The organism is Bacillus salipaludis (assembly GCF_004358205.1).
This window is the reverse complement of record NZ_SMYO01000010.1, coordinates 195,745-213,093: the sequence shown is the minus strand read 5'-3', so window position 1 is coordinate 213,093 and position 17,349 is coordinate 195,745. Positions and strand designations below refer to the sequence as shown.

The following is a 17,349-nucleotide window of genomic DNA, read 5'->3' as shown; positions in this document are numbered from 1 at the left end:
TGATATCTGTGAAAAATGTGTTGATAAAATAAAATCTTCAAAAAATCGTCTAATTCTTAAACAAAAATTACGTCAAATTTCGATAAAATAATACTCAAAAGACAAAGGAGTGATAATTTTGTTTGAAAAAGATCTAATAAAACCAATATTATTAGAGCAGCATGAGGCTCTTGAACGAAGAATTGTTAAAAATCATCCCAGTAGAGTCTATGTTGAAGAAAAACTTATCAATTTGAGGTCAGGGTATCGAGGAGAAAAGAATTTACACTATTTTTTAAGCTTGCTTCCACCAAAAAGGTACCATATTTTCCACGATATTCGCCTCCCACATGGAGATTCCTACTTCCAAATTGATGCTTTCCTCCTTTCTGAAAAATTCGGCTTAATTATTGATAGTAAAAACTATTCTGGTTCGCTTGTTTTAGAAAGGCATCAACTGACTCAAGAGGTGAATGAAAATAAAAAGGTATATTCAAATCCTCTTTCTCAAGTTTCCCGTCATAAAATTTTGCTAAATTACTGGTTTGAGAAGAATCAATTACCCTTAGTCCCCCTGGATCATCTTGTATGTTTCACAAATCCAAAAGCCAGTTTACATATAAGCGCTGGATATATTGAAGCAGAAAAGAAAGTGTGTAAGGCCGAAAATCTTTTAATGAAAATAGGAGAGCTAGATAAGTATTTCAAAAAAGAATGTCTTGACTTGAAGGCAATGGGAAAAATTAAGAGACAAATTTTAGTGAAAAATACTCCTCTTAAAAGTGACATACTTTTAATGTACAATATTGATATAAGTGAAATTATAACTGGTGTACAATGTCCTAAATGTCTTTATATTCCCTTGCATTATAAGGGGAGAAATTGGGAATGTCCTTCCTGTGACTCTATTTCTAAAGATGCTCATCTTCCGGCTATTTATGACTTTTTCCTCCTGATAAAACCGTTAATAACCAATGCTGAATTATGCTGGTTTCTTCAACTGCCATCCCCAAGAGCCGCAGCTTACTTATTTTCTCATTTGAATTTCCCGCATTCCGGTACCAACAAAGGCCGTATCTATCACCAACCAAAATCCTTCCTATAAGTTCCAATTATGTTTTCCCTTTTAAAACAAACACTAAAAAAAACAAAATAGGGGGAACATGGATGAAAAAGATCTTGCCGATGCTTGGGATGCTGTTGATGCTCGTTCCAAGTGTTACATATGGAGCTGTTTCGAATCAACCGATTCATTGGGGCTTCAAAAAAGCTGTGAATGAACAGCCGCCGGAGGCTGGGGCACTGTACGATCAACTTCTTGCCAAGTACGGGGCCTTTTATAAAGGGGATCCTCAAAAAAAGACCTTATACCTAACCTTTGATAACGGCTATGAAAATGGCTACACATCGAAAATTCTCGATGTCCTGAAAAAAGAAAAGGTACCAGCAACATTTTTTGTCACTGGTCATTACCTAACCTCCCAGCCTGATCTCGTCAAAAGAATGGTGGAAGAAGGTCATATTGTCGGCAATCATTCCTGGCATCATCCCGATATGACAACCATCAATGATGCGAAAATCAAAGAGGAACTGGATACCGTTAAGATCAAAACAAAGGAATTAACTGGTCAAAAAGAAATGAAATATTTACGTCCGCCTAGAGGTGTCTTTAGTGAGAGAACGATGAAAGTTGCCAAAGAAGCGGGATATACCCATGTATTCTGGTCACTCGCTTATGTGGATTGGAATGTTAATCAGCAAAAAGGTGCGCAATATGCGTACGATAATATCATGAAACAAATTCATCCGGGCTGTGTCATGCTTTTACACACCGTTTCAAAAGATAATGCGGATGCATTAGAAAAAGTGATTAAGGATTTAAAAAACAAAGGGTATAAATTCAAAAGTCTTGATGACTATAAAAAATAAGACCAAATACCGAATTCCAACAGGAGTTCGGTTTTTTCATGAAGAACTTGTATTCAATATAACGATGTTTGACCATACTTATATCAGATATTTTTGAGGGAGGAAATTATGGATAAATATGGTATGTATGTTAAGTTTGCTGCAATCCAGGGGAAAAGTACTGAATTGTTACAAATATTGTTAAACGCAGCAGAAGCTATGAAAAGTCTTGATGAGTGTGAAATCTATATCGTCAATAAATCAAAAAGTGAGCCGGAAGTAATATGGGTTACAGAGGTTTGGACAAATGCGGAAGCCCACAAAAGATCACTATTATTAGAAGGGTCAAAAGCAATGATTGAGCGGGCCAAAACACTTATTGCTGGTATTGAGGCAACGGAAATTTTACCCATAGGCGGCAAAGGAATCTCCGACAATTAATCTGGAAACATGCTATAATACGATGAAAATAAAAATGGATGGAATCGTGAAAAAACATGAAAACAGATCAAAACATTAAAATACAAGTAAGTCAAACCTTCCCGCTAACCATTAAACGGCTGGGCATCAATGGAGAAGGTGTCGGTTATTTTAAAAAACAGGTAGTTTTTGTACCGGGGGCGCTGCCAGGAGAAGAGGTAGTTGTTGAGGCCACAAAAATTAATCCGAAATTTGCCGAAGCAAAAATTAAAAAAATCCGCATTAAATCACCGCATCGTGTTCAACCACTCTGCCCAGTATATGATCAATGCGGCGGCTGCCAGCTTCAGCATTTAGGATATGACCAACAACTTAAAGAAAAACGCGATATTGTCATTCAATCGCTTGAACGCCATACAAAACTGGACGTAAACAAATTGGACATCCGTGAAACAATCGGCATGGAAGATCCGTGGGGATACCGGAACAAAAGCAGTTTCCAAGTGGGGCAGAGAGATGGAAAGGTCCTTGCCGGATTATATGGCTTAAACTCTCACCAGTTAATTGATATTGACCAATGTGCTGTCCAGCATTCACAAACAAATGAAGCCACAGCGCAGGTGAAACGAATTTTAGAGGATTTAAAGATTCCAATTTATAATGAAAAATCTCGTAAAGGAATCGTCCGAACGATTGTCACGCGTGTTGGTGTGCAGTCAGGGGAAATCCAAATTGTATTAATCACTTCACAAAAGGAACTTCCTAAACAGGAGCTTATCATATCGGAAATCCAAAAAAAGCTCCCGAATGTGAAGTCGATTGTGCAAAACATTAACGGCCAGAAAACCTCCCTCATTTTTGGTGAAGAGACGGTTTCGTTAGCCGGCAGTGAAGTCATCCAAGAAACATTGGGGGACCTGCAGTTCGAATTATCAGCGAGAACATTTTTTCAATTGAATCCAACACAAACTGTTAAGCTTTATAATGAAGTGAAGAAGGCTGCGGGACTTACGGGTACGGAAAAAGTAGTCGATGCCTATTGCGGCGTGGGTACAATTGGGTTATGGCTGGCGGATCAAGCTAAGGAAATTCGCGGGATGGATGTGATTCCGGAATCGATTGAGGATGCAAAGAAAAATGCCAAACGCCACGGATTCACGAATACAAAGTATGTACCTGGTAAAGCAGAAGAAGTGTTGCCGAAGTGGGTCAAAAAAGGGTGGAAGCCGGAAGTTATGGTTGTGGATCCGCCAAGGACTGGCCTTGATAACCAATTGCTGCAAATGATTTTGCACGTGAAACCGGAAAAGCTGATTTATGTTTCCTGTAATCCGTCGACATTGGCGAAGGATATTAACACATTAAGTGCTAAATACGAAGTTAAATATATTCAGCCGGTAGATATGTTTCCGCATACGGCGCATGTCGAATGCGTCTTGGCTATGATTTTAAAAGAAGAAGCAGGAACCAAGTAAGCTGCTTCTATTCAATTTTGGGACCACAAAAAAGGAGTTACTCCCTAAATGGAGAAACTCCTTTTTCCCATTTAGTTTTATTTTTGAATTTATACTTCAATTTTTCCTTTTCAAAACTACTACTTTTATTTCTCTCAAATCAATAACATTCGAAGCACTTACTTGTGTTTACTTCTAAGTTTTACTTAGTCAAAGTGTTCCCCTAATAAATAATAAGTATAGTCTAACGTATTCTAATCTTCGAAAAACAATAGTTTTTTTATTTTATTAATTTTAAAATTTTCACAATTATTATGAAATTCATATTGTAAGTTGGTAAAATAACACATATAATCAAAAGCGAGCATAAAAAATCAAATTCACTCAAAAATGAGCAAAAAACGGTCAAGTGTCCCATTTCAAATGAATTGGAGGGAAACGATTCTGTGTACGGTATAGAAAGAAAGTCGGCCATATTAGAGTTACTAAACAAGAATGCTAGAGTGGATGTACAAGAATTAAGTCAACACTTCCACTTGTCTGAATCAACAATTCGTAGGGACTTAAAGGAACTAGAGGAAGCACAATTGTTAAAAAGAACGCATGGTGGGGCAGTCTTTTTTAAAAGTGTGACCTTCGAACCGACTTACATTGATAAAGAAGTGCAGTTTCAAAAAGAGAAAAGGGCTATTGCGAAGGAAGCGGCTAAGCTTATTAAGAACGGAGAAAGTATCTTGCTCGATTCTGGTACGACAACTTATTATCTTGCTCAAGAACTAAGAAACTTTTCGAGCTTACAGGTAGTTACCAATTCAATATTATGTGCCAACGAATTAAAGGATGTATCTGGAATTGAAGTCTTATTATGTGGTGGTTCTCTGCGTTCAGAAACATTAGCGTTGGTAGGTCCTTTGGCTGAAATGAGCTTTAATCAAATTTGTGTAGACAAATCGTTTATTGCTACGAATGGCGTTGATGTAGAAAATGGCTTAACCACCCCAAATTTAATTGAGGCATCAACGAAAAAGAAGATGATTGATTGTGCGGAAAAGGTTATTCTCATTACTGATCATACCAAAATAGGACAAGTAAGCTTTGCGAAGTTTGCGGATATTCATGAGATAAATTATTTAATAACCGATAGTGCTGCACAAAAGACCTTACTTAACCGCATTGAGGAATCAGGAATTTCTGTTCGCGTAGTCTGACTTTTCCTCGATAGGTAAGGATCTAATATCAGATAAAAGCAAAAAGCGAAGGCGTTTAAATGAAAACGTTTTAAAAAGTATCCACATCATTTTTAGGAGGTGATGCTTACAGAGTTGTGAAAATAATAGAAGAGATTATAATCGTTTTAATAACTTGTTCTTTGAGGGAGAAAAATGAAGAATCACAAAAAAAGGTTACGATTCAGGGCAACCACGACCAAATGGAAAAAAGCCCAAAATCATAACCCTGCATGAGTATATCTAAAATTAATACTAATTTTAGCACTCATTTTTATATTACTGTATTACAGATTTTTTTAAAAGGATTGTGTTTTGCTAGAAGTGTCTATTACTTTAACAAAACTATATTTAGGAGGAATTACAAACCATGAAAAACTTTAAAATTTTTAACATAGTATTATTAATTTTAACTTTATGCTTTTTAGGTGCATGCAGCAATAATGAAAGCGCTTCTAATACAGGTAAAGCAAATGACAAGTCTAATACTGAAAAAAAGCTAAAGATTGGGTTAACAGTTCCAAATTTAAGTAATCCATACTTTGTAGCGATGTCTAAAGGGGCTCAAGAAGTTGCTTCTAAGTATAATGCTGATGTAACGACTGTAAGTGCGGATCAAGATCTTGCTAAACAAACTGCACAAATAGAAGACTTTATCACAAAAAAAGTTGATTTAATATTATTATGCCCATTTGATTCTGCTGGTATTGCCGGTGCAATTAGTGAGGCAAAAGCAGCCGGTATTCCTGTTGTTGCTCTTGATGGATTTGCAGAAGGCGGCATTAACACAGTAGTTATGTCTGATAACGTCCAAGCAGGTAAATTAGCCGCCGAGTACCTTGTAAAGAAACTTAATGGAAAAGGTAATATTGTTATTATTGACGGACCTCCTGTTTCTGCAGTGACAGACCGAATTAAAGGCTTTAACGAAGTAATTAAAAAATATCCAGATATCAAGGTTGTTGCTAAACAAAATGGTGAGGGTAATCGTGAAAAGGGTCTTACCGTAATGGAAGGTATACTAACAGCAAACAAGAAAATCGATGCAGTATTTACAATAAATGATGAAGAGGCTGTTGGAGTACAAATTGCTCAACAACAAGCTAGTAGACAAAATGATTTCTTTGTCGTAAGTGTCGACGGTGCGCCTTCTGCAATTAATGCTATGAAAAAAGGCGGAAGCATTGCTGGTACTTCAGCACAATTCCCGAATCAAATGGTTCTTGATGGCGTTGCCTTAGCATTAAAAATCATTGATGGAAAGAAAGTTGACTCAAAAGTTCTTATTCCAACTAAATTTATCACTAAAGATAATATTGCTTCTTATAGTGGCTGGTAATTAATTTTCCCTCTAGTGAAAGTAAAATATGGTGCTCTTTCAAGTGCACTATATTTTTATCCAAGTAAAATAGGGCTTAAAAAGAGACTAAGGGAGTGACACTAATGGCAGTATTTCAGTTACAAGAACACATAAATCGTCATCTACCAGAGAGTCAGTTACCCATCCTTAGGATGAAGGCGGTTTCGAAGAGATTTTCCGGTGTCAAGGTGTTGGAAAACGTTAATATCGAACTCTATAAAGGGGAAGTTCATGCCTTGATGGGGGAGAATGGTGCAGGAAAATCTACTTTAATGAAGATCATGGCTGGAGTGTATCAGCCTGATGGAGGAACGATTGAGTATAAAAGTCAAGAAGTACATTGGAATAATCCAATGGAAGCAAGAAATAAAGGGATCAGTGTTATTCACCAAGAAATAAGCCTTTCACCAAATTTGTCCATTGGTGAGAATATTATGATGGGGACAACATTTAAGAAAAATAGGCTGGGCTTAATAAAATGGAATGATATTTATGAAAATGCAGCCCAAGTTTTAAAATCCATAGGATCTTCCTTAGATCCTCGGGCGGATGTTTCCACCTTAAGTGTGGCCCAACAACAAATGGTAGAAATTGCTCGTGCTTTATCACTTAATTCTGAGATTTTAATTATGGATGAACCGACGGCATCTCTGACAGATAAAGAAATAGAAAAGCTTTTTGGCATCATTGAAGAATTAAGAAGAAAAGGCGTAGCTATTGTTTATATCTCTCATCGAATGGATGAGATTTTTAAAATTTCAAATCGCTTTACAGTGCTTAGAGACGGTCAATGGGTGACAAGTGGACCAATTTCGGATACAAATCCCGAGAATCTAGTAAAACTTATGGTAGGAAGAGAGTTAAATGAACTATTTGTAAGAGAAAGAACCGAAAGTGTTGTTAGGTCTGGACAAAAACCTGCCCTTGAGTTAAAAAATGTTTCTGATAAGAAGTTTGTAAAGGGGATATCGCTGAAAATTTACCCTGGTGAAATTGTGGGCTTAGCAGGCCTTGTCGGTGCGGGACGGACTGAGTTGGTAAGAACAATCTTTGGACTATCCGAACTGTCTGAGGGCCAAATAATTTTGAATGGCCAGCAGGTTCATATAAAAAGTCCTATTGACGCAATAAAACTTGGCATTGCTCATGTTCCTGAGAGCAGGAAGGAATATGGGTTATTACCAAATTTATCTGTAAAAGAAAATATACTGATGGCACAATTGCCAACCTATCGTAAATTTAAACTATTGCAGTATAAGCAAATGAATCGTGATGCGGATCGATATATTAAAGAACTTGGAATACGAACGGCATCAAAGGAACAAAATGTTATGGGCCTTAGCGGAGGAAATCAACAAAAGGTTGTTATTGCTAAATGGTTATCTATTGGTCCTAAAATACTGCTGCTTGACGAACCAACCCGTGGTGTAGACATAGGTGCAAAGACCGAGATTCATAAAATCATAAGTAAATTGGCAAAACAAGGGCTTGCTGTATTGATGATTTCTTCTGAATTACCAGAAATATTAGGAGTTAGTGATCGGATTTTAGTGATTCACGAGGGGAAACTCAGAGCTGAATTATCTCGTGATGAAGCTACACAAGAAAAAATTATGTACTATGCTACAGGAGAGGTTAAACAATGAATACAAACTTACAAATGTCAAGTCCATCCGTAGTTTCATTCAAGAAACGGTCAAAACAGATTTTTAATCAGCTGGGCATGGTTATAATTCTTGCCTTATTAATCATAGTTATGATTGTTGTTGCCCCGAATTTCACGGACTCAAGTAATATCTTAAACGTACTAAAGCAGAGTTCAATCACTGCCATTCTGGCAGCTGGGATGACTGTAGTTATATTAACAGGAGGAATTGATTTATCGGTAGGCTCAACCCTTGCATTGAGCGGTGTTATATCTGTATTACTATCAAATGCCGGAACTCCTCCAGTTATCGCTATGTTAGCAGGAGTTGCTGTAGGATATGTTGCTGGGGCTATTAATGGATTTTTAACAGCTGTACCTAAGTTGCCTTCCTTTATCGTGACGCTTGGAAGTATGACCTACCTGAGGGGGTTGGCTTATGTTATAACCGGAGGATATCCTGTAGTTTTGGCATCAAAGCAGTTCAAGTTTATTGGAGCAGGTGACATTCTGGGGATTCCTACTCCTATCTATGTGATGGCGATTGTTTATATTATTATGTTAATCGTTTTAAAGTATACGATGTTCGGGCGACATGTTTATGCTATTGGCGGTAATGAAGAAGCTGCCCATCTTACAGGGATTAAAGTTAATCGCACCCTGATTAATGTATATTCCATCAGTGGCTTATTGGCCGGTGTTAGTGGCGTTGTGATGGCAGGACGATTGTTCTCAGGTCAGCCCATGGTAGGAATAGGATTTGAGCTAGATGCGATAGCAGCTGTTGTACTAGGTGGTACTAGTTTTGTAGGAGGACGTGGCCGTATACAAGAAACAATCATTGGGGTTTTGATTGTGGCTGTGTTAACGAATGGAATGACTTTGCTTAACGTGGAATATTACTGGCAACAAGTTGTAAAAGGGATCGTTATTGTTATTGCCGTGCTTCTTGATAGATTACGAAGCAGAACTTAAATAGTTACTTCCAAATAAAAAGCCAGAAGAGTAGTCTTCTGGCTTAATAAATTCTAGAATTTAGGAGAGGTTCAAATGTATGATGTAGTAGCTCTTGGAGAGTTATTAATTGATTTAACTCCTTATAACTCTTCTCAGCCTGGTAAAGTTGTCTTTGAAAGAAATCCTGGTGGTGCCCCGGCCAATGTGTTATCGGGCTTAACCAAATTAGGCAAGAAGACTTGTTTCATTGGTAAGGTAGGAGATGATCAATTTGGACATTATTTAAAGCAAGTTTTATTAGATACAAACATATGCTGCAAAGGATTATCCTTTACCCAAAATGCAAATACTACGCTGGCATTTGTTCATTTAAATGAAAATGGTGACCGCTCATTCAGCTTTTATCGAAATCCCGGCGCGGATACCAAGTTAACAGAGGATGACATTAATGAAAATATTATAGCTCAAACCAAAATTTTTCATTTTGGATCTCTTTCTCTAACTAATGAACCAGCCGCCACTACCACTCTAAAGACAGTCCAAGTAGCAAAAGAACAAGGGAAAGTTGTTTCCTATGATCCTAATTTAAGGGCTTTGCTTTGGAAGAATCTAGAGCATGCAAAGAAAATGATTAAAGAGGGATTTAAATATGCAAACATCGTAAAGCTTTCGGAGGAAGAGTTGGAATTCATTACTGGAAAGGCAGATTTAGAAAAAGGAACAAGACAACTCGTTGAACAGTATAACACAGAACTTATATTTGTCACTTTAGGAGCAGAAGGCTGTTTTTATCGAAAAGGGGAGAACGTAGGGAAATTTAAATCCTTCAAAGTGAATCCAGTTGATACAACAGGTGCGGGTGATGGCTTCTTTAGTGGTGTTTTATATAAATATTTAGAAAAAAATAAATCTATTGCTGATTTAAATATGAATGATATGGAAGAAATTATTATATTTGGAAATGCAGTTGGAGCAATTGTTACAACAAGGAAAGGTGCGATATTAAGCATGCCTTGCATGGAAGAAGTTAAGAAACTAATGGATAATCAAAATTAGTAACTGTTTTACATGCTGCCTTTTATCCAACTTTTTGATTGGCTTTGTCGGTACTAAAACTATTCTGAATTACAGGAAAGAGAGGAAGTCGTAACATTAACAGATGCTTCAAAATAAATAGTTTTTATCCCTATGAAAATTTATTTGCTGTTACAGAAAAACTATAGCTAAGATAGTCCATTCTAGTGAAAGAGATGGTAAACCCACCAACATCTATTTGTATTGCCAATTATAGTCCACGCATGTTGAGTGCTGTGCGTTGATCGATTTAATTAAATAACTGGAACGCCCCTCAATCGTTAGACTCGACTTACGACGGAGGGGTGTTTTTATAGCCAAGCTTCTTTTAAAAGCTTCACTCCTAGTTGTATTTCATCATTGGTAAGATTACTGAACCCAAGTTTAATAATTGGTTCATTGGAATGATTTTTTATGAAATAGATGGAGGTAGGAAACACTTTAACCCCATAAATGGAAGCGCGCTCGATTAACCATTCTTCTGAACGATTTAGATGTACCTTAACTAATACGTACAATCCAGACTGCTCCCCAATAATGGATATATTTTGTTTGAAATGTTCCTTTAATTCTGAAACTAAGTACTGCATTTTTCGCTTATAAACAAGACGCATTCGTTTAATATGGCGATTCCATTCTCCCTCCTCCATAAATTTAGCCATTGTAAGCTGGCTAAGAAGTGAAGTGGTACTCTCGAAATGAAGAAATTGATTTTTATAACGGTTTAAAAGTTCCTCTGGTAGCACCATATAACTTAGACGGATTCCTGGAAGAAAGGATTTTGAGAAATTCCCTAGGTAAATGACTTTTTTTGAATCCATGGAAGCAAGTGCTGGAAATGGTTGTTGCGTATAGCGAAATTCACTATCATAATCATCTTCAATAATATATCCATGCATCTTGTTAGCCCAATGTATAAGCATTTGTCTTTGCTGAATGGACATGCTGACTCCTATTGGACTTTGATGGGAGGGGGTTACATAGATTAACTGTGACCTCGTTTGTTCTAATTGTGAAAGATCAGTTCCTGTTTCATAAACTGGCAAAGTTTCAAACATAAAATGATGGAATTGAAAAGCTTCCCTTGCACCATCGTAACCAGGGTCTTCAACTATAATACTCTGGAATTCATCCTTCAATATATGTCCAAGGTATACAAGCATTTGTTGGGTACTACTTCCGATAATAATTGCTTTTGCATTTGTTTTCACTCCGCGTGATTGGAATAAATACGTGGAGATTTGTTCGCGCAAGGTTATTTCCCCAAATGGTTCTCCATATCGAAAACTATCCTGTGATGTTAATACTTGATTGGCAATTCTTCTCCAAATTTTCAGTGGGAAATGTGTTTGATCAACGGCATCTGCCCTGAAATTCACTATCGGAGGTTTCTTGGACTCTGTTTGCTTTTTATTATGAGAGATTAATGCGTCCTGAGATATTAGGGGTTCTAACTCATTTACCAAATACCCTTTTCGGCCCTCTCCACGAATATACCCTTCAGCAACAAGTTGTTCATATGCCATTAATGTTGTATTACGGCTTACATGTAAGGAATCAGCAAGCCCCCGGATGGAGGGCATTTGCTCATTCGCCAAAATGTCTCCTTGTTCAATAAATGATTTAAATTTCTCGTAGATTTGTTTGTATTTTGGGGAATTATCTTTAAAAGTAAAAATGGTATTATTCATTTGCATTCCCTCTGACATGTATATTTGTTAGTTATTGTACCTTTTTTTATGTCAGTTTGTATAATATTATTTTTTTATCGGAAGCTTATTTTATTAAAATTAATTTAAAAGTTGAAAGGATGATTATTGTGTACATTCTTGATTACAAAAGATTTGTTACGGAACTTGAAAAATCAGATGAACAAGCGGAAATTCAAGTTGCCGAGTGGATGCGTGAGCAATGGAAAGGGTTGTTTGAATGATTAGTTTAATTATAACGGCTTGTGTTCTTGGATTTGTATACAGTGCAGCCCCTGGAGCGGTTAACACAGAAGCGTTACGAAGGGGATTAAAAAGGGGATTTATGCCAGCGTTCTCCGTGGAGATTGGAGCTTTACTAGGTGATTTGCTCTGGGCTGTTGTCGGGCTAACAGGTGTGGCATTAGTTTTTCACTTTTTGGCAGTACAAATCATTTTGGGGATTGCTGGTGCCGCCTTTTTACTCCGAATGGCATGGATGTCCTTTTTGGACGCTCGTAAACCCATTGATTTGAATCAATCAGGAACGAAAGAACAACGGGATTTTTTGACGGGGATTGTGTTTTCAATTGCCAATCCATTTGGAATTGCGTTTTGGGGCGGGATTGGCGGAGGATTTGCAGCTCGTATTACAGGCATGCCGTTAATGGATAAGCTGGTGATTTTGTTTGTTGGTTTTGCTGCTGGTGCTTTTGCATGGTGTGTTGGAATATCTTTGTTGGTCGCTTGGTCCCGGAAATTTATTGGAGAGAAGCTTTTGCGCGGGATCTTTACATTATCGAGTTTGGCGATGGCATATTTTGCTCTGGAAATGTTATGGAGTTTGATTCACAGTACGATTTATCCGATGTTTTCAACGCGTACACAGTTGAAGATAACTAAGTAAGAACTCGTTAAACTTAATTAGGCAACGCGGTGTATACCTGATCAGCGTTTCTTCATCATAAAAGATAATAAATAAAAAATGAAATGGGGGGACATTTTGCCTTGATTTATCAATGAAAATGATTTTGGTCGTTATTCCCTCATTTGCCCTCATTCTAATTAGTTTGGGGGATTTTTTTGTTAAGGCGGGATAACAATTACTCCGAACGAAAATTCTTTGCTATAGTATAACTGTCCTTTTTTAAGAGGTTTGTTATATTTAAATAATTTAATTAAAATGTCGGAAAATAAAAATATAATAGATTTTTCCGAATTTTCTATTTGCTAATATTCATATTACATTGATAGAATTACATATTTGCATTGCAAACTTATCAGTATGGAGGAGTTTTTATATTTATTAAATAGGCTGAATTTAAATGCCAAAAATTAATACTTTAATAAAGTTTAATACTTGTGATATATTAATAAAGTAATATTTATTCTATTAAAAATAATCTAAAAAATAGGGGTGCTTTGAGTGAAGAAATTTGGTTTATTTAGTTTATTTTTAATTCTTACTATCTTTATCGCAGCTTGCGGAAGTAAGGAAACAACAGGAGAGAAAGCGGATAGTGAAAAGGTATATAAAATAGGCGTGGATACCACTTACCCTCCATTTGAATATAAAGATGGAAATGATTATAAGGGTATCGATATTGATTTGATCAATGCAATTGCGAAAAATCAGGGCTTTAAGATTGAACTTAATCCAATGGATTTTGGCGGAATTATTCCAGCGATGCAAGCTAACCAGCTTGATGTAGCTATTGCTGGCATGAGCATTACAGATGAAAGAAAAAAGGTAGTAGACTTCTCAACTCCGTATTTTGATGCGGGCTTAACTGTTGTTGTTAAAAAAGATAATTCAACTATTAAGTCAGTTAATGACCTTAAAGGAAAAACTGTTGCTGTTAAAAAAGGTACAACAGGTGCGAAATATGCACAAGATAATACATCGAAACTAGGAATTAAAGTTGTTCAATTTAACGACAGCCCTGCAATGTTCCAGGAAGTTTCTAATGGAAATGCAGATGCACTTATTGAAGACTACCCAGTTATCTCTTACGCTATTGCTCAAAAGGATCTTGGTTTGAAAATTGTGGGTGACCGATTAAATGGCGACCAATATGGAATTGCTGTTTTGAAAGGCCAAAACAAGGATTTAATTGAAAAAATTAATAAAGGTCTTGCTGAACTCAAAAAAGATGGAACATATGATAAAATTGTGAAATCTTATCTTGGTGAATAATATAGTTAAAAGGCGCGCATAAAAGCGCGCTTTCTTCTTGAAAGGGGATGAAACAGTGGACGTAATTACTGCATCTTTACCGATATTATTAAAAGGACTTCAAGTCACAATTTATATATTTGTTATTGCCATTATTCTAGGTTTTTTAATTGGTCTAGTGATGGCCTTGTTCAGGCTAGCACCTATTAAAATCTTGAATTGGATTGCTAAGGTGTATGTTGATGCAATTCGAGGAACACCATTCATCGTACAGCTATTTTTTATTTATTTTGGAGTGAATTCCCTACATTTGATTTCCTTGAACAGTACAACGGCCGGTATCATCACCGTTGCCATTAACGCAGGGGCATATTTTGCAGAAATTATCAGAGCAGGAATTCAATCGATCGATAAGGGACAAACTGAAGCAGCTAGATCGATTGGTTTTACTGGAGCGCAAACCATGCGCTACGTAGTCCTGCCTCAGGCTTTCAGAAGAATGCTGCCTACCATTACGAACCAATCCATTATTAGTTTAAAAGACACTTCCCTATTATCCGTTATCGGTATTGCAGATTTAACACAGCAGGGTCAAATTCAGGCTTCAGCAACTTTTGAAGCATTTAAGATTTGGCTGGCTGTAGGTGTAATTTACTTTATCATCATTTATTTGTTAACCCTTCTTGCTAATTTTGTTGAAAGGAGGATTCAGGTTAGATGAGCATTATTACAGTGAAAAACTTAAGAAAATCCTTCGGGAATCTAGAGGTATTAAAAGATATTAATGCAGAAATACAGGAAAAAGAAGTAATATGTGTAATTGGTCCTTCTGGATCAGGTAAGAGTACATTCCTTCGCTGCCTAAATCGCCTAGAAGAGATCTCAGGTGGTGAGGTAGTCATAAACGGACATAATATCACGGACCCCAAAATTAATATCAATAAAGTAAGACAAGAGGTTGGAATGGTATTCCAACAATTTAATCTTTTTCCTCATAAAACCGTTTTAGAAAATATCACTTTAGGACCTATTAAAATTCTTTCTATTGATAAAGCGCAAGCTGAAAAAACAGCCCTTGAATTACTTGTAAAGGTTGGGCTTAAAGAAAAAGCAAACAGCTATCCAGGTGAGCTATCTGGTGGACAAAAACAGCGGGTTGCCATCGCGAGAGCATTGGCAATGAATCCAAAAATCATGCTCTTTGACGAACCGACTTCTGCACTTGACCCGGAAATGGTCGGGGATGTTTTAGAGGTTATGAAGCAGCTTGCTAAAGAAGGAATGACGATGGTAGTTGTTACACATGAAATGGGATTTGCCCGTGAAGTTGGAGATCGTGTTATCTTCATGGATGGAGGGTATATCGTAGAAGAAAATGAACCGAATCAGTTATTCGGTGACCCACAGCATGAAAGAACGAAGGCTTTCTTAAGTAAGGTGCTATAAGCAAAAATAACAGGGTAATATAAAAAGGGGAGCCTCAAAGTAAAATAACTTTTGAGGTTCCCCTTTTTTATATAAAGTCTGCAATACTATTTGCCCGACTGGAACATATAGGTTGGGCATCGCAAGTTTCATTGATGAAAATGCTAGTGTTGGCAGTTTATTGTATATAATACTTGTCTTTCAGTAAATTAAACTTAAAATAAAGTAAGGAAAGGTGTGAACTTATGGAAGATAAACGTTTTAGAATTGCACACCGAGAAGCAAAGATAGGTGTCATTCTTGTGATAATTAACTTTGCTATTTGGTATGGATTTGCGTACGGTCTTGGAAGGCAGGACCCGACGACATATACATACATCCTCGGTTTTCCGGCATGGTTCTTTTATAGCTGTATTGCTGGTACAATCTTTATGATAGTGTTAATCGCCATCGTCATGAAATTCTTCTTTTCCGAAGTTTCACTTGAGGAGGAAGATGAAGAATGCACTGGCAAGTAATCATTCCACTTGCATTATTCCTTGTCATTATTTTCTTAATTGGCTTTTGGGCAAATGCGCGTGTCCGACAATCAGACTCGTTCCTATCGGATTATTTCCTTGGTGGACGTGAAATGGGTGGCTTCCTGCTCGCAATGACCATGATGGCGACATATGGAAGTGCGTCAAGCTTTATTGGTGGTCCTGGTGTAGCGTATCAAACAGGTCTAGGATGGGTGCTGCTTGCAATGGCTCAATTACCTGCAGGGTATTTTGTCTTGATGATTCTAGGGAAAAAGTTTGCGATTATTGCACGTAAATATGAGGTAATTACGTTAATTGACTTCCTAAAAGCTCGTTATCAATCCAATGCGATTGTGCTGCTTTCTGCAATTGCTATTTTTGTTTTTTTATTCGCATCGATGACAGCGCAATGGGTTGGTGGAGCACGATTAATCGAGTCCTTAACTGGGTTACCTTACCGGGGTGCCTTGCTCATCTTTGCCGTAGCGGTACTTGTATATGTAATTATTGGCGGCTTTGCGGCTGTTGCATTAACAGATGCACTGCAGGGTTCCGTTATGATTATAGGCACAGTCATTCTCCTTGTAGCGGTTACCATTAAAGGAGGCGGGGTTTCTGCCATTATGGCAAATCTTGTTGCAGAAAATCCAAATCTTGTTTCGCCATATGGTGCAGATTCAAGCCTTTCACCGCTTTATGTATCAACCTTCTGGATTTTAATTGGAATCGGTGTAATTGGCTTGCCGCAAATTGCCGTTCGTGCTATGAGCTATAAAGATTCAAAAGGAATGCATCGGGCAATCATTATTGGAACCATTGGGATTGGGACCATTATGTTTGGGATGCATTTAATTGGAGTATTCGGACGTGCGGTGATTCCAGGGATTGAAATTGGCGATAAAGTGATGCCAACATTAACGCTCGATATTTTACCGCCTGTTCTTGCTGGAATTGTATTAGCTGCACCAATGGCAGCCATTATGTCAACGGTAAACGCCTTATTAATTTTAGTAAGCTCGACGCTTGTAAAAGATGTATATTTAAATTTTATTAAACCAAGTGCAAAAGATGCTGATATTAAACGTATGAGCTTTATTGTGACAACAGTTGTCGGAATTGCCGTTGTGTTATTTGCATTAAATCCGCCAAATCTATTAATTTGGCTAAACTTATTTGCATTTGGCGGGCTAGAATCGGCATTTTTATGGGTCGTGGTGTTAGGTCTTTATTGGAAAGGTGCCAATAAATACGGAGCGATTACTTCGATGATTGTCGGACTTGTTTCGTATGTTTATATTTATCACTTCCATATTAATTTATTTGGTATGAATAGTGTAACAATCCCTATCGTTGTATCACTTCTTGTGTTTGTACTTGTCAGTATGTGGACCAAGCATTTGGTCAAACAACCAAATAGGTTTTAAAATGATTTTGATAAGAAACTATAATAGCTGATAAAAAAGACCATCTCAAAAGCCATCATTACGGCGACCTGAGATGGTCTCTTATTCTTACT

The 17,349-nt window shown here is 37.1% G+C and carries 16 protein-coding genes; 15 read left to right on the top strand and 1 reads right to left on the bottom strand.

Features of this window, described 5'->3' with window-relative positions; translation table 11 throughout:
- The first annotated feature begins 118 nt into the window (after positions 1–118).
- From E2K98_RS21010 to E2K98_RS20970, 9 genes are all read left to right on the top strand, one after another.
- Positions 119–1,084, top strand: a complete 966-nt coding sequence (locus E2K98_RS21010; protein WP_165976329.1) for a nuclease-related domain-containing protein — start codon at positions 119–121, stop codon at positions 1,082–1,084.
- Positions 1,085–1,173: 89 nt separating this feature from the next.
- Entirely contained in the window at positions 1,174–1,908 is a 735-nt protein-coding gene (pdaA, locus tag E2K98_RS21005; RefSeq protein WP_235824898.1) for a delta-lactam-biosynthetic de-N-acetylase, read from the top strand.
- A 108-nt stretch (positions 1,909–2,016) separates the two neighbouring features.
- Positions 2,017–2,328, top strand: a complete 312-nt coding sequence (locus E2K98_RS21000; RefSeq protein WP_133337585.1) for a putative quinol monooxygenase — start codon at positions 2,017–2,019, stop codon at positions 2,326–2,328.
- 56 nt (positions 2,329–2,384) lie between these two features.
- Complete coding sequence (rlmD, locus tag E2K98_RS20995; protein ID WP_133337583.1) at positions 2,385–3,782, top strand: 23S rRNA (uracil(1939)-C(5))-methyltransferase RlmD; 1,398 nt, start codon at positions 2,385–2,387, stop codon at positions 3,780–3,782.
- 425 nt (positions 3,783–4,207) lie between these two features.
- The gene (locus E2K98_RS20990; RefSeq protein WP_133337581.1) at positions 4,208–4,969 is read left to right on the top strand and encodes a DeoR/GlpR family DNA-binding transcription regulator; all 762 of its coding nucleotides are present in this window, start codon (positions 4,208–4,210) and stop codon (positions 4,967–4,969) included.
- A gap of 388 nt (positions 4,970–5,357) precedes the next feature.
- The gene (locus E2K98_RS20985; protein WP_133337579.1) at positions 5,358–6,326 is read left to right on the top strand and encodes an ABC transporter substrate-binding protein; all 969 of its coding nucleotides are present in this window, start codon (positions 5,358–5,360) and stop codon (positions 6,324–6,326) included.
- A 104-nt stretch (positions 6,327–6,430) separates the two neighbouring features.
- Entirely contained in the window at positions 6,431–7,993 is a 1,563-nt protein-coding gene (locus E2K98_RS20980) for a sugar ABC transporter ATP-binding protein (RefSeq protein WP_133337577.1), read from the top strand.
- 14 nt (positions 7,994–8,007) lie between these two features.
- Complete coding sequence (locus E2K98_RS20975; protein WP_372512590.1) at positions 8,008–8,967, top strand: ABC transporter permease; 960 nt, start codon at positions 8,008–8,010, stop codon at positions 8,965–8,967.
- Between the two features lie 75 nt (positions 8,968–9,042).
- Positions 9,043–10,005 (top strand): carbohydrate kinase family protein, encoded by a 963-nt coding sequence (locus tag E2K98_RS20970; RefSeq protein WP_133337573.1) that lies wholly within the window; start codon positions 9,043–9,045, stop codon positions 10,003–10,005.
- A gap of 329 nt (positions 10,006–10,334) precedes the next feature.
- Here the strand turns inward: E2K98_RS20970 and pdxR are convergent, their stop codons facing one another.
- Complete coding sequence (gene pdxR, locus E2K98_RS20965; RefSeq protein WP_133337571.1) at positions 10,335–11,714, bottom strand: MocR-like pyridoxine biosynthesis transcription factor PdxR; 1,380 nt, start codon at positions 11,712–11,714, stop codon at positions 10,335–10,337.
- Positions 11,715–11,952: 238 nt separating this feature from the next.
- On the opposite strand from pdxR, the gene E2K98_RS20955 reads away from it, so the two are divergent.
- The 6 genes from E2K98_RS20955 (at position 11,953) to panF (ending at position 17,257) form a co-directional block, all read left to right on the top strand.
- Entirely contained in the window at positions 11,953–12,618 is a 666-nt protein-coding gene (locus tag E2K98_RS20955; protein WP_133337569.1) for a LysE family transporter, read from the top strand.
- A gap of 519 nt (positions 12,619–13,137) precedes the next feature.
- On the top strand, positions 13,138–13,908 hold the full coding sequence (locus E2K98_RS20950) for a transporter substrate-binding domain-containing protein (protein WP_133337567.1): 771 nt from the start codon (positions 13,138–13,140) through the stop codon (positions 13,906–13,908).
- 55 nt (positions 13,909–13,963) lie between these two features.
- Entirely contained in the window at positions 13,964–14,608 is a 645-nt protein-coding gene (locus E2K98_RS20945; protein ID WP_026573918.1) for an amino acid ABC transporter permease, read from the top strand.
- Positions 14,605–15,333, top strand: coding sequence for an amino acid ABC transporter ATP-binding protein (locus E2K98_RS20940; protein ID WP_133337565.1), 729 nt, complete (start codon positions 14,605–14,607; stop codon positions 15,331–15,333). The genes E2K98_RS20945 and E2K98_RS20940 overlap by 4 nt, the downstream gene beginning before the upstream one ends.
- A gap of 224 nt (positions 15,334–15,557) precedes the next feature.
- Positions 15,558–15,830, top strand: coding sequence for a YhdT family protein (locus tag E2K98_RS20935; RefSeq protein WP_133337563.1), 273 nt, complete (start codon positions 15,558–15,560; stop codon positions 15,828–15,830).
- Positions 15,815–17,257, top strand: a complete 1,443-nt coding sequence (panF, locus tag E2K98_RS20930) for a sodium/pantothenate symporter (RefSeq protein ID WP_133337561.1) — start codon at positions 15,815–15,817, stop codon at positions 17,255–17,257. The genes E2K98_RS20935 and panF overlap by 16 nt, the downstream gene beginning before the upstream one ends.
- The last annotated feature ends 92 nt before the right edge of the window (positions 17,258–17,349 follow it).